General features: G+C 37.5%; 14 protein-coding genes. 3 read left to right on the forward strand and 11 right to left on the reverse strand.

Going from position 1 to position 13,380, the window contains the following annotated elements; all coding sequences use genetic code 11:
- Positions 1–474 precede the first annotated feature (474 nt).
- Positions 475–1,107, forward strand: coding sequence for a TetR/AcrR family transcriptional regulator (locus LNQ81_RS16645; RefSeq protein WP_229948702.1), 633 nt, complete (start codon positions 475–477; stop codon positions 1,105–1,107).
- A 19-nt stretch (positions 1,108–1,126) separates the two neighbouring features.
- Here LNQ81_RS16645 and LNQ81_RS16650 read toward each other — a convergent pair whose 3' ends face one another.
- The 10 genes from LNQ81_RS16650 to LNQ81_RS16695 all read right to left on the reverse strand — a co-directional run bounded on the left by LNQ81_RS16650 (position 1,127) and on the right by LNQ81_RS16695 (position 8,863).
- On the reverse strand, positions 1,127–2,014 hold the full coding sequence (locus LNQ81_RS16650; protein WP_229948704.1) for a helix-turn-helix domain-containing protein: 888 nt from the start codon (positions 2,012–2,014) through the stop codon (positions 1,127–1,129).
- 80 nt (positions 2,015–2,094) lie between these two features.
- Positions 2,095–3,006 (reverse strand): urea transporter, encoded by a 912-nt coding sequence (locus LNQ81_RS16655; protein ID WP_229948706.1) that lies wholly within the window; start codon positions 3,004–3,006, stop codon positions 2,095–2,097.
- Positions 3,007–3,050: 44 nt separating this feature from the next.
- The gene (locus LNQ81_RS16660; RefSeq protein WP_229948708.1) at positions 3,051–3,839 is read right to left on the reverse strand and encodes an urease accessory protein UreD; all 789 of its coding nucleotides are present in this window, start codon (positions 3,837–3,839) and stop codon (positions 3,051–3,053) included.
- Between the two features lies 1 nt (position 3,840).
- The gene (gene ureG / locus LNQ81_RS16665) at positions 3,841–4,479 is read right to left on the reverse strand and encodes an urease accessory protein UreG (protein ID WP_121967504.1); all 639 of its coding nucleotides are present in this window, start codon (positions 4,477–4,479) and stop codon (positions 3,841–3,843) included.
- Between the two features lie 12 nt (positions 4,480–4,491).
- On the reverse strand, positions 4,492–5,184 hold the full coding sequence (locus LNQ81_RS16670) for an urease accessory protein UreF (protein ID WP_229948709.1): 693 nt from the start codon (positions 5,182–5,184) through the stop codon (positions 4,492–4,494).
- 3 nt (positions 5,185–5,187) lie between these two features.
- Positions 5,188–5,685 (reverse strand): urease accessory protein UreE, encoded by a 498-nt coding sequence (locus LNQ81_RS16675; protein ID WP_229948711.1) that lies wholly within the window; start codon positions 5,683–5,685, stop codon positions 5,188–5,190.
- Positions 5,686–5,932: 247 nt separating this feature from the next.
- Positions 5,933–7,654, reverse strand: a complete 1,722-nt coding sequence (gene ureC / locus LNQ81_RS16680) for an urease subunit alpha (RefSeq protein ID WP_229948713.1) — start codon at positions 7,652–7,654, stop codon at positions 5,933–5,935.
- A complete protein-coding gene (locus LNQ81_RS16685) occupies positions 7,651–8,025 on the reverse strand; it encodes an urease subunit beta (RefSeq protein WP_229949318.1) in 375 nt (124 codons plus the stop codon). The genes ureC and LNQ81_RS16685 overlap by 4 nt, the downstream gene beginning before the upstream one ends.
- 15 nt (positions 8,026–8,040) lie before the next feature.
- On the reverse strand, positions 8,041–8,343 hold the full coding sequence (gene ureA, locus LNQ81_RS16690; RefSeq protein ID WP_121967509.1) for an urease subunit gamma: 303 nt from the start codon (positions 8,341–8,343) through the stop codon (positions 8,041–8,043).
- A 133-nt stretch (positions 8,344–8,476) separates the two neighbouring features.
- The gene (locus LNQ81_RS16695; RefSeq protein WP_229948715.1) at positions 8,477–8,863 is read right to left on the reverse strand and encodes a hypothetical protein; all 387 of its coding nucleotides are present in this window, start codon (positions 8,861–8,863) and stop codon (positions 8,477–8,479) included.
- A gap of 163 nt (positions 8,864–9,026) precedes the next feature.
- Here LNQ81_RS16695 and LNQ81_RS16700 point away from each other — a divergent pair, with 163 nt between their 5' ends.
- Together LNQ81_RS16700 and LNQ81_RS16705 are read left to right on the forward strand one after the other, a co-directional pair.
- Positions 9,027–9,497, forward strand: a complete 471-nt coding sequence (locus LNQ81_RS16700; RefSeq protein WP_229948717.1) for an OsmC family protein — start codon at positions 9,027–9,029, stop codon at positions 9,495–9,497.
- 47 nt (positions 9,498–9,544) lie between these two features.
- A complete protein-coding gene (locus tag LNQ81_RS16705) occupies positions 9,545–10,702 on the forward strand; it encodes an erythromycin esterase family protein (RefSeq protein WP_229948718.1) in 1,158 nt (385 codons plus the stop codon).
- A 207-nt stretch (positions 10,703–10,909) separates the two neighbouring features.
- On the opposite strand, the gene LNQ81_RS16710 is transcribed toward LNQ81_RS16705, so the two are convergent.
- Entirely contained in the window at positions 10,910–13,342 is a 2,433-nt protein-coding gene (locus LNQ81_RS16710) for a TonB-dependent siderophore receptor (RefSeq protein WP_229948719.1), read from the reverse strand.
- Positions 13,343–13,380 lie beyond the last annotated feature (38 nt).

Below are 13,380 nucleotides of genomic sequence, written 5' to 3' on the forward strand. Positions count from 1 at the left end.
CACTTATCTACTTATATAAAACACAAACGTCAAGTATCAGATGATACTTGACGTTTATGGTTAATCTTCTTTTTCATTTATTTTGACATTAGTTACTTTTCCTCATTATTTTAGAAAACTCCAGTTAACGCATGCATTAACTGGATAATTTCCAACAAGCAACAAATGGATAATCTGACAAATTATGTATTTCAATATCTTTTAATCTTCCTAAAATAGATAGTGTAAGACACTCATAATAAAAGTATATAAAACACTTAGAACTAGTAGTATTAATTTAATCATTATATAACAACTTAACTATGAATTTACTTATACATACAGCACTTTAACCACGAAAACCCCCACTTAAAAGGTTTTAAAATGGAATATTCACATTCTAATCGCACTTATATCTTCAGCAAATATAGTGTAAATCACTAAACAGTGACTTATTTTATTGTATTTTTGAGTAAAAATATTTTCTTAGTTATTATGTCAGAAAAAACGGGTAAAACAAGAGAGAGAAATAAAGAAAAAAGCAAAGAGGAAATACTTAAAGCTGTAGGAGCTATTCTGAAAGAAAAGGGGTATGTTGGATTAAAGGTAAATGACATAGCTGCTACTGCTGGATTAGACAAAAAGCTTATCTATAATTACTTCGGTGGTGTAGATCAGCTCCTAGATGAATATATCAACTCTCAATACTTCTGGAACAATGTAGATCCTGAGAATCTACTTACCGAAGCTAGTAAAGATGGAGGAAAAGAAATAGGCAAGGTACTGCTATCTGAGCAGTTTGACTTTGTACAACAAAACAAAGAGTTTCAGAAGTTGCTGATATGGCAACTATCAGAAGAAAGAGAATCCCTTAAAAATATCGTAAACAAACAAGAAGAAGTAGGAGAACTCCTGTTCCAAAACGTCTCTGACAAGTTCTTCGGAGATAAAGCAACAGACTATCGCGCCCTGATGGCTATCTTAGTATCTGGAGCATACTATCTGAACCTATATACTGAGCATAATGGTAGATACTTCTGTGGTATAGACTTAAAAAGTGATAAAGGTAGACAGCATATTAAAGATGCGATGAATATGATGGTAGATAAGATGTATGAGGGACTATAGTTCTTCATACATCTTATCGCTATAAGATAAACTTATGCTTGCGGTAATCACTAGGTGAATACCCTGTGACTTTCTTAAATAGTCGCGTAAAATAAGACGGAGAGTTATACTTGAGTTCAAAAGCAATCCCCGCTATATCACGTGACTTATCTTGTAACAAGATTTGACTGTGTAAGATACTAATCTCATTAATCCACTGCTTAGGAGGTTTATTAGTTGCCTCCTTAACACATTTATTCAGATAATTCTCTGAGATATGGAGTAGATTAGCATAGAACAGTACATTCTTATGATCAATGTGAAACTTCTGCACCAACTCTCTAAAGCGAAACGCAATATCGAGCTGTCTACTCATCGGTGTCTTTTTCTCCATATCCACACGGATCACCTTCATCAGCACCGTTTCTAGTAACGTAACACAAATCTCTATATCTCTCTGCTCACTTAATGCTTCTTCCTCTAACAGGTCTAATATTCGACTCACCCAACTAGCATTGACTTCATTAAGCTTGACATAAGGGTTCATCGTGAAGAACTTTAGGTCATTTGCTCCTAATGAAATATCTGTAATCACATCATTCTCATATACTACGAAGTATCCCCTAATATCATCTGATAGAGATAACGTCGCTGTTATATTTCCATTCTTAACGTTGATAATTTCGTTTTTAGACAATGTATAAGCACCACTATCTAAATACTGTGTTATCTCTCCATTAGTCAACAGTATCAAAAAGTTGAACGTCGTTCTATACGGAATCACAGGCATTAGAATACCTCGTAGATAATCTTCTAAACGATATACTTGTATCTTGTTATCGTTCTTTAAATAACTATCGTCTAAGTGAGGTAGAAACAACTTCTTATATTGATAGTTGTTTAATATTTCAATAGATGGCTTTGACATGTTTAACCAAAATAATTAAAGCAAATTTTATAAAATAAATACATCATTATCAATAGTCTATAGCTAATATTTTGCCAATATTACTTAGATATTTTATCAATAAGATTAGTAACCCCTAGTTCTTCTAATTTCTTCACTATCCATTTGTCTAACTGTTTGATAGGATACATCACCCACATCGCAAATACAAAAGGAAATGTCAAAGTAGTCCATCCATACTTAATCATAAAAATATCAAAGTAAGTAGATATTATCACGCTAATTAGCACATACATCCCTGCTCTAACCTTATCCTCTCCCATAGCAATACCACACAGAACAGCATTAAAACTAAAAACTCCCTCGTTAATTAACGCATTAGAGGCATGACTACTATGCGAAATATAGACACTTACGATAACTGCCACAAAACCATATAGAGCCTGAATAGGTCGACTGATAAATACGCCTAAAAAGAAGACTACTCCCGCAACAAAGCTTCCTTGAAACAATACCTGTCCAAAAGCATGTCCCTGAATCAAAAAATCGTCTAACGCATCTATGTCAACAAAATGCTCAGGTACAGAGCGAATAGCCAAATCAGGTATACTCAAGATAAATAAAGATACCCAAGTAAAAATCACAAAGGGAAAAGTATACGCTGGCAATTCTCGTTTAATCGCCCATCCCATAATAATAGTAGATAGTATAGAGGATATAATCATTAGAACATATACCCATATACTTGGTTCGAAATAAAACATCAAAGCCACACCTATCAGACAGGCATTAAATCCAAATAATCCGTTCTCAATATCTTGACGATCAAAGCACATTAACTTGGCTGTAAGAATAGCTACTATATTACACAGTGCCGCAGCTACTGCCATCTCTGTAGAGTCATAATATATCGCCCCTAAGAATAGAAGTCCTGTTATCGCATTTGCCTGTAACATAATCTGTCCGAAGCCTCTAAAGAATGCTTTAATACAGTGGACTGTTAGCTCTTTCATATTTTCTTTTTTTTTGAGTTTATAATTTTGCAATCAAAGAGAGGTTATAAGAACAACTCTTCCCATAGCTTCTGTTGAATGGTTTGAAATATCGTGAATAGCTTCTCTGCTCCTTGGCCTAGTACGCGAATCATAAAGCCATCTCCCTCTAATTCACTAATCCCAAATGCAATGTTAGGCATCTCACCGAACTGCTTGTGGAAGTATTCTATATAATCTAATACCCCTATACGAGCTGTGTTATAATAGATTAAAGTTCCCTGATGTGTGAAGCCTTCTAAGATACCAATCCCTTGTATAGGCATTAAGTCGGGCTGTAACAGCACATTGTCTTTAACCTGTAGTTTGCCCTCTACATAGATCTCAGTCAGATTCTGAAAGTGATTATAGGCAAACTCTTCTCCTGAGAGCTTACGTCCACAGGTAATGATATCTGATAACAAGAAGTGACTATCTTCCTTCATATCCACTCTATTATGGCTTATAAAGGTAGAAGAGCTCTGGGGTACTACAGGATGTGGCACATAGGCAAAGGCACTTCCCTTCTCCATATGAATCAGCGTGGTCTGCATAGACTTGTTTTTCATATGAAATAGCCTCTGATAAGCCTGCGTCTGCAACTGTAGTTTAGTCTGCTCTGCTAGACGAATAGAGATGCGGTGATCATCGTTATCTAACAGTCCTGGTGAAGAACTCATAATCATCAGATAAGCTGCCTTATCTCGCTTATATTGCCCTACGGGTACTATTCTAAAAGGTTGAGTAACGTAAGCATCCTTTAGGTAAGATACCCCTTGACGTTGCTCAATTTTAATATCTAAAGATGAAATCATATTATCTCAATAAGTTTGGTTCGTCAATATCTTCTAACAAAGCATATTTCTTAATCCAACCTACGATATCTTCTAATCCCTCTCCTGTCTTTAAGTTAGAGAATAAGAAGGGTGCTCCCTTGCGCACACGTCTAGCATCTGTCTCCATTACATTTAGATCTGCTCCTACATAAGGAGCTAAGTCCATCTTGTTAATTAATAACAAGTCTGATCTCGTGATCGCAGGCCCACCTTTACTTGGCATCTTCTCTCCCTCTGCTACATCAAGTACGAAGATGGTGATATCTGCTAAGTCAGGGCTGAACGTAGAGGATAGGTTATCCCCTCCACTCTCGATAAAGATTAGTTCTAGGTTAGGGAAGCGATGTGCTAGCTCCTCTACAGCCTCTAGGTTCATACTTGCATCTTCGCGTATGGCTGTATGAGGACATCCTCCTGTCTCTACACCGATAATTCTATCTTTCGCTAATAAGCTGTTCTTAGCCATAAACTCAGCATCTACACGAGTGTAAATATCATTAGTGATAACTGCCAAGTCATACTCGTTTAACAGTCTTCGGCTCAAACGTTCTAATAGGGCTGTCTTACCTGATCCGACAGGTCCTCCTACTCCTATTTTGATATATTTTCTATCTTCCATTTTGTTGTTTTCTTATGATAAGTATATTCTTGAATAAAGGCGTTCGTGTTGCATACATCGAATATCAAACCCCACATTACACAGCCCGATAAGACTTCTATCCATATCTAAACTCTCTTGACTGAGTTGGAGCAAATCATCGTGTAAATAATACAAGATATCTTGACCATCTAGCTGTCCTAAGGGAACTAGCTTCACGGCATTAGTCACCATACCTATAGCGGCGTTATAATAATATGCATGCATAGCTTCAACTAAAGGTACTTTCATTACTGCGGCGAAGAGTCCATACATAATACAATAGTGACTATATACTTCTTTTTGCTTGATTAATTCTCCCCAAGCTTGTACGATAGACTCTTCACTGGTATATCGACTAAATATCTTATATAGACGCACCCCTAGCTTCTGACTACCTTGTCTTATTTCCCTTGGCCCTTTTAGAGCATTACACTCCTGAGCTAACAAGACTAGCTCTTCTATATTCCCTAGCATTGTAGCATCATAGGCTAACTTCATCAGTGCAGCATCATTATACTTTAGATTATACCATAGATTATGTCTTACATACTGATCTGCCGAAGCCTTGTCACAGACCATTCCGTTCTGTACATACGTCTCTAGACCATTAGAATGGGTATATCCACCGATGGGTAAAGAGGGATCAGATAAATGTAATAACCTACCTAAAAATGCTTCTGGCATAGTTTATAATTTTAATGTTAAACCACCTTTTGGCGGTGTGAATACAAACTTCTTATCTTGCTCAAAGTCAACATTTGCATTCAATGGATAGCGCAATTGTCGTTGTTGTATTTCAGGGGAATAACCACTGTTAATCATCCAATCATACATCGTCCTCTCATAAGGCAAACACAAGCTATCTCCCTCTACATAAAGAGGCAAATGCTTATTCCCTATTTCATAGGCGACTAATCCCAATGTAAACTTATCTGATATCGTCAAGACAATTGCCTCACAGGGCAAAATAGACACTAAGATGACCTTATCCTGCGCTTCATACAGCACATCTCCTTCTCTTAAATATTGTCCTTTACCTAAAAAGCGAATACTGATATCTGTACCGTTAGCAGTCACTAGACGCTGAATGCGCCTCTGTGTCTGATGCCATTCTATATACAAATAATCAATAGACTGTTTTAACTCTGAAGAAGCACAATTGCGGATTGCTTTTGTTACTATCATCTCTTTTAACTAAAAAGTGAGAATACAAGAGCATATAAATCACTTGTATTCTCGTGTTGGTTTGTTTGCTTGTTGTTGTTTCCTAATTTATTAAACCCATAATCAGCGTTAGCCAAATACTACAAAGCAATTCTACTTCATAGCTCTTTCACTAGTTCCAAAAACATACTATAGCATGCTTTAGTCACTAATTCAGACCTATTTTGTATAATTACTTTTCGCTTATATGTCTATCACTTATTCTAGGTTAAAACAAGAAATATCGTTGTCCCAATGCCACCTCATCGATCGGCTGACAAGTAATCTTCTTACCGTCTATACTCACCTCATAGTTCTCAGGGTTAACCGTAATCTCAGGAGTTGCACTATTGTGAATCATATCTGCTTTAGAGATATTACGACAATTCTTAACTGGTAGAAGTGTTCTAGCTACGCCATATTCTTCTTGTATTCCCTTCTCTAATGATACTTGAGACACGAAGTTAAAACAAGTCTGTGTCACTGCCTTACCCAGTCCACCATACATCGTTCTAAGTATGATAGGTTGAGGCGTAGGGATAGATGCGTTGGCATCCCCCATCTTAGAGGCAGCGATCATTCCTCCTTTTAGGATCATCTCTGGCTTAGCCCCAAATAATGCAGGCTTCCATATCACTAGATCTGCTATCTTACCTGGCTCGATAGAACCGATATAGTTAGACACACCATGTGCAATAGCAGGATTAATCGTGTACTTCGCTACATAGCGCTTCGCTCTATAGTTATCATTACCCGTACCTTCATCCTCAGCTAAGCTACCGATCTGTTTCTTCATCTTATCTGCAGTTTGCCATGTTCTAGTAACTACCTCACCTACACGTCCCATCGCTTGAGAGTCAGAACTCATAATACTAAACACACCTTGGTCTTGTAAGATATCTTCCGCAGCTATAGTCTCAGGGCGAATACGAGAATCAGCAAAAGCAACATCCTCCGGGATATCTTTACTCAAGTGGTGACATACCATCAGCATATCTAAGTGCTCATCGATGGTGTTCTTGGTAAATGGGCGAGTTGGGTTAGTCGATGCTGGTAGTACATTTGGGTACATCGCAGATTTGATAATATCAGGTGCGTGTCCTCCTCCTGCTCCCTCTGTGTGGAAGGTATGAATCACACGACCGTTAATCGCCTGCATCGTATCTTCTAAGAACCCTCCTTCATTTAAGGTATCTGTGTGTATCGCTACTTGCACATCATACTTATCTGCTACAGATAAGGCTCTGTCTATAGTAGCAGGAGTAGCACCCCAATCCTCGTGTATCTTCACTCCTAATGCACCTGCTTCTATCTGCTCGATGATAGGCGCCTCAGAACCTACATTCCCTTTTCCAAAGAATCCGAAGTTCATCGGCAAGTGATCTACTGCTTGCATCATACGCTTCATTCCCCATTTACCTGGAGTCACCGTAGTGGCATTAGTTCCATCAGCTGGTCCTGTACCTCCACCGATCATCGTAGTCACACCACTGTATAAGGCAGTCTCTATCTGCGTAGGGCTGATATAGTGAATGTGCGTGTCTATCCCTCCTGCTGTCACGATATAACCTGCAGCTCCATGTACTTCTGTAGAAGCTCCAATAATCATATTAGGCGTCACATCATCCATCGTATCAGGGTTACCTGCTCTACCTACACCTACTATCTTACCATCTTTAATACCGATATCTCCTTTGACTATTCCCCAATGGTCGATAATAATCGCTCCTGTAATCACCATATCTAGTACGCCTTCATCACTTAAGTGATTAGACGACTGCATCATTCCATCACGCACTGTTTTTCCTCCACCGAACTTGCTTTCATCACCATAGCTAGCGAAGTCTTTCTCTACTTCGATGATTATCTCTGTATCACCTAAGCGCACTCGATCCCCTACTGTAGGGCCGAAAATAGCACTGTAATTTGCTCTACTTACTTTTAAACTCATAATGCCTTGTTTTTAAAGTACTGTTTCTCCACTCGTTTCATTGCCTTCGCTTTTGCTTCCTCTGAGATAGTCTCTCCATTGGCTAGATCATTATGTCCGTATACTTTACGCGCACCTGCATAAGGTACCAAGTCTACTTCCTTCTCTTCTCCTGGCTCAAAACGAACAGCAGTACTTGCGATAATGTTTAGGCGTTTACCAAATGCTGCTGCACGGTCAAACTCCATCATCTTATTCACTTCAAAGAAGTGATAATGAGACCCTACCTGTATTGGTCTATCTCCTTTATTGACAACTGTAATTGTGGTAATCTCTCTACCTTCATTACAGATAATATCTTCGTCTTTAATAAAATACTCTCCTGGTACCATCACTTACAAATTACGTTATCGAATAGGGTTATGTACCGTCACTAACTTGGTACCATCAGGGAATGTAGCTTCTATCTGCACATCGTGGATCATCTCTGCTATCCCATCCATTACATCTTCGCGCGTTAATAACGTCGCGCCATACTGCATTAAGTCAGCTACTGTTCTTCCGTCTCTAGCCGCTTCAAGTAACTCACTACTGATATAAGCTATCGACTCTGGGTAATTAAGTTTTAACCCTCTAGCCCTGCGCTTCTTCGCTAGCTCACCAGCTAAGTGCAAAAGCAATTTTTCCGTCTCTCTCGGTAATAAATGCATCTATATTTTTTTATTAAAAATTGAACAATAGAATAGTAACCCAATCCTCAAAAAAGAAGTTAGCTACTGTATTAATTAGATAAATATGCTACTAAAAAAATATCACAATACAGCTGTGATACTTATAGGTAGATTAAACTAACCCGTGAGGAATCTTTAAGGATTGATACAATAAGTATTTTGCTCTATGCTGTTGTAGATAGGCAGATATCTTTTGTTCTCCTAAAATAGGTGTAGTCAAATCTAGATTAAAAACATAAGTAGTAAGGAAGTGTAGTACATCACTTAGATCTAATTTGTCCGTACTGTGATCAGTGTTATCTATAGAGTTAACTACTTCTACTTCCACCTCAGTCTGACAATAAACTTTACACGCTTCTTTCTTACACATTTGTCCAGGTTTAAAAGAACTCCCTGACAAAACGTAATTACCCTCCACCTCTACACGTTGGTTAGCAAATGCTAATCCAAAACGGAAAAGAAAAAAACACAAAACGATAAGTCGAAATAATGCTTTCATAGAAGAGTGATACCTTGTTTTTAATTACCTTACAAAGGTAACTTCTATCCCCTGTCACTAATAGCACAAATCTTGACTATACTACCATAAAATAGGTAATAGAAGGGATGAAGCGTTAAAGTTATGTTTATGTCTTATCTTTATAAACATAAAGCTCACAACGATGAAAACACACAACTATCAAGCTACCATTAAATGGACAGGTAACAAAGGAACAGGCACAGATAACTATAAAAACTATGAAAGAAATCATACGATTAGCATTGAAAATAAAATAGATATCCTCAGCTCATCTGACCCTGCTTTTAGAGGAGATAAGACAAAGCACAATCCTGAGGATTTGTTTATTTCTTCTCTGTCTTCATGCCATATGCTGTGGTACTTACACTTCTGTTCTGTAAACAATATTGTAGTAGTAGAATACACAGATTATGTAACAGGTATAATGATAGAAGAAGGGGATGGTAAAGGTAGATTTATTGAAGTCACACTCCATCCTACTATTGTAGTCACCTCTACTGAAATGGTACAAAAAGCTAAAGAATTAGACCACAAAGCCAATGAGTATTGCTTCATCGCAAACTCAGTCAACTTTCCTGTTAAACACAGTCCTACTGTGCTTGTAAGAGAATAAACATACCATTTTTATAAAAGCCTCGTTAGTATAACAAACAAGTCCCTATGCAACCAAACCAGATTAGACTCTTTCACTGTCTACTATTATTGATCATAAACGGTCTTAATACATCTATTAGCTATGCTCAAAACACACTTATTGTCAACGACATAGCTAATAAGCACATAGTAGCTCTTGGAGATGCAAGTCATACTGATTACACTGCTAGTAAACTAAGAGTAGACCTAATTAAAGAACTAGTAGAACAACACAATTTCAAAATCATTGCTCTTGAATCTAACTTATATGAGGTATATCAAGCTTTTGAACAATACAAAATCATTGACCATATTGAAACAATCAATAGTGCCATTTATTTCAATATGAGAAACAAACCGCTTAAAGAATTATTTCATTATTTAAGAGAACAGAATGAAAAAGGCAATACAGTCAAAGTAGTTGGGTTTGACTCTGCATTTTCAGGTGACTATTCAGATAGCGTTTTTACAACATCTATAACAGAAACTCTCAATAATTCCTCACTAAATTGTACATCTATATCACCTAAAGAGTTCGAAAAACACTTTAAAAACTTAACTATTACTAATCTAAAAGCATTGTTTCGTACTAAAAAAGATTACAACATTGTCTATGACTATCTTCAATGCTATCTAACACAAATTGAAAGTAATCCTATATTACAACAAGCTTTAACCAATCTTACAAAGATAATAGATGCTAAAAAAAACAAGGTTAATTCAGACAATCATAGAGACCAATTGATGTTTGAGAATATCCTAACCCTAAAGAAACTATATCCCAACGAAAAAATGATTTTATTTGGGTCCTCTACTCATTTTATAAGAAAACCGAAAGCCATTGAATCTTCTTTTATGCAAAACAATAGAATCACTTTAGGCTCTTTGTTAGCCGACAAGTTTAAAGATGATTATGCATTCATCGCTTACACAGCCATTAACGGAAATACTCTAGGGTTTTATGGCAAGAAACACAAACTGAAAGATGCTATACCAAATTCTATAGAACAAATAATTACTCTAAACCATAACACAGAAACACCTTTCTATTACCTTAGTAAAGATGATAAAGTATTTACTCAAGTAGAATATACTCGTTTTTTAGGGAATACATTCCAAAAAATGAATATTGAAGAAATAATTGATGGTTTAGTATTAATTAGAGATAACAATACTGAAAACTAGCGACAATTAGTATCCCTTTTGCGGTAGGTTGGGCAAAACCTGCATATTCAGAGAAGTATACCTGCTCAAAGCACTCCTGTCAGCAACAACACCTCAAGGACTCTGCTCGCATTCCGCAATCTATTAGTTAGGCAACAGGCTACTCATAAGATATGGCTATAAAAAAACCTCAACAAAGATTAACTCCGTTGAGGTTTTTATACTTATCTAAAAGTGATATCCTAAAGACACCATCACATTACGAGGTGCCCCTGCGAATACTCTCGTATAATCAAACCCTCCAAGGAAGTAATACTTATCGAAGATATTATTCACATTCACCGCTAGTTTAAACTTGTCTAAGTGGTAATACACCGCTGCATTAGCAGTCATATAAGCAGGTAAGTATCCCCACTGAGCATTGCCCTGAGCATCTTTACCTACGCTTTCACTTAGTCTGCGCTGATCTACATAGTAAGCACCTGCTCCGAATCCTAATCCTTTAAGCGCTGTATCAGAGAAGACATACTTTAACCATATACTTCCTGAGTTTTTAGGAGCCCCAGGTAATAACTGTCCCTCTTCTGAGGCGATTGCTGACTCTTTTACTTCAGTGTCATTATAGGTGTAGTTCGCCATAATCTGAAACTCTTTAGTGATCTGCCCTCTCATATCTAGTTCTACTCCTTGAGAGATTACTCTACCTGACTGTCTGTACACAGGTAGTCCTGCTTCTGTCAATTGACCTGTACCAATAAGCATATCTCTTCGCTCTATTCTAAATACAGACAAGTCCATTTGCAATTGATTGTCAAAGAAGCCTGTCTTAAACCCTGTTTCTACTTGGAAACTCTTCTCTGATTTGAACGCACTGTCTGCACCATAGTCTTTATAGTTAGCTACGAAATTAGCCGCCACAGGTACATACCCCTGAGAATAACTAGCGAAGTAGTTAATCTTATCATTGATTAGATAAGTAAGTCCCACTCTAGGTAACCAAGCATTTTGAGTAGCTGTAAAAGGAACCTTAGTATCAGTACTCTCTGACTTATAACTCTCGTGTCTAAGTCCTAATACCATCTTTAAGCGCTCTCCTACAGAGATCTGATCTTGGATATAAACTCCTGTACTTTTATATGGACTCATAAACGGATATTGTGTATTTGATCTCCATACATAGTTAGTAATATCCGCCCCTTGGTAAACAGGGTTATTCATATCAAAAGTCAAGGCTACTACTTCTCCGTTCTCTTTCTTGCTACGAGCCTCGCGTTGGTAACTATTCTTATCACCCTTATACTGTGCATAGTCTACTCCTACTACGATATGGTGATCTATGTTCTTACCATATTTATCCCATTTTAAGTATGACACGAAGTTATCTGTGTACTCCTTACCGTGACGGTCAAAGAAACGCAAGTTAACCACTGTGTTCTGAGGTGGATTAGCATAGGTATTTAACGTTCTATGTTCGTTTAAGTCCTCCTCATAGATCGACTTCATATAGCTCACGTGTAGGTTCACATTATCTACGATGCGTTGCGTTAAACGTCCACTAAGTGTTGTAGTCTTTGTCTTAAAGTAATCTGATGGTTGGCTAAGCGTAAAGGTACGTGGCAAGGCATATAAATCCCCTCCTTTAGTACTCATTCCTCTGTCTAAATATCCATTGAATTGGTCAAATACCAAGTCAACATCAAACGTCGTTCCCTCCATTGGTTTAAAGGTAAACGAAGGTGCAACTGCAAAGTTCTTGCGGTTATTAATATCTCTAAACGTCTTAGAACTTTCATACCCTGCGTTTAAACGATAGAGTATTTTCTTATCCTTATCAAGAGGTCCTCCTACATCAACAGTCGTTCTCAATGTCTCAAAGCTACCTGCCGAGAAGTTAATCACACCCTTGTGCTCTTCTAATGGTTTCTTCGTTACCATATTAATCGTTCCCCCGGGTGCAATATCTCCAAATAGAGAAGCTCCTGGTCCTTTTAAGACTTCGATACTCTCAAAGTTGATGGTCATCGGAGAACGATAATAACTCTCTCCAAAACCATAAGCAGAACGCATACCGTTGATTAATCTAATCCCGTTGTCATACCCACTTTTAAAACCGCGTATCACGAACTCATCATACACAGATGCCTGTGTTACACCTGCCAAATCAGGGATTACATCTGCTACTTGGAACGCTTGTTTATCTTCCATTAGCTCACTAGAGACAATAGAGATAGACTGAGGCAAATCTTTTATCTTCCCTGTATACTTTCCTCCTAACACCGTTGAGTTGGACAAATAAGAGTTGTTTCTTCTAGAAGTAACGACTATTTCTTCTAATTCATTAGGGTTCTCCTCTAACTTAATGACAATCCCCTTAGCCTCTTTATAATTCTCTTCATTCAGCTCTACGAACTTCTGCTTATACCCCATAGCATTAATCTGTAATAACAGCGGAAACGCTACTTGATCAACAGTAGTAAACTCCCCTTTCACATCGCTCTCTTCTACGTTATCGTTGCCAATCATCACTACAGCATACGCCACAGGATTATTCTTTTCGCCAACTAATCGACCAATCACTCGATGAGAAGTCTGAGCAATAGTTAAGTAAGGAAGTAATAGCGAGATAGCTATTATTCCTGATTTATGTAAATATGTTTTCATTTGTAATGTTTTTTAAAGTTTACTCGTCACGGATTGCA

The sequence above is a fragment of the Myroides oncorhynchi genome, assembly GCF_020905415.1.
Classification (GTDB): domain Bacteria; phylum Bacteroidota; class Bacteroidia; order Flavobacteriales; family Flavobacteriaceae; genus Flavobacterium; species Flavobacterium oncorhynchi_A.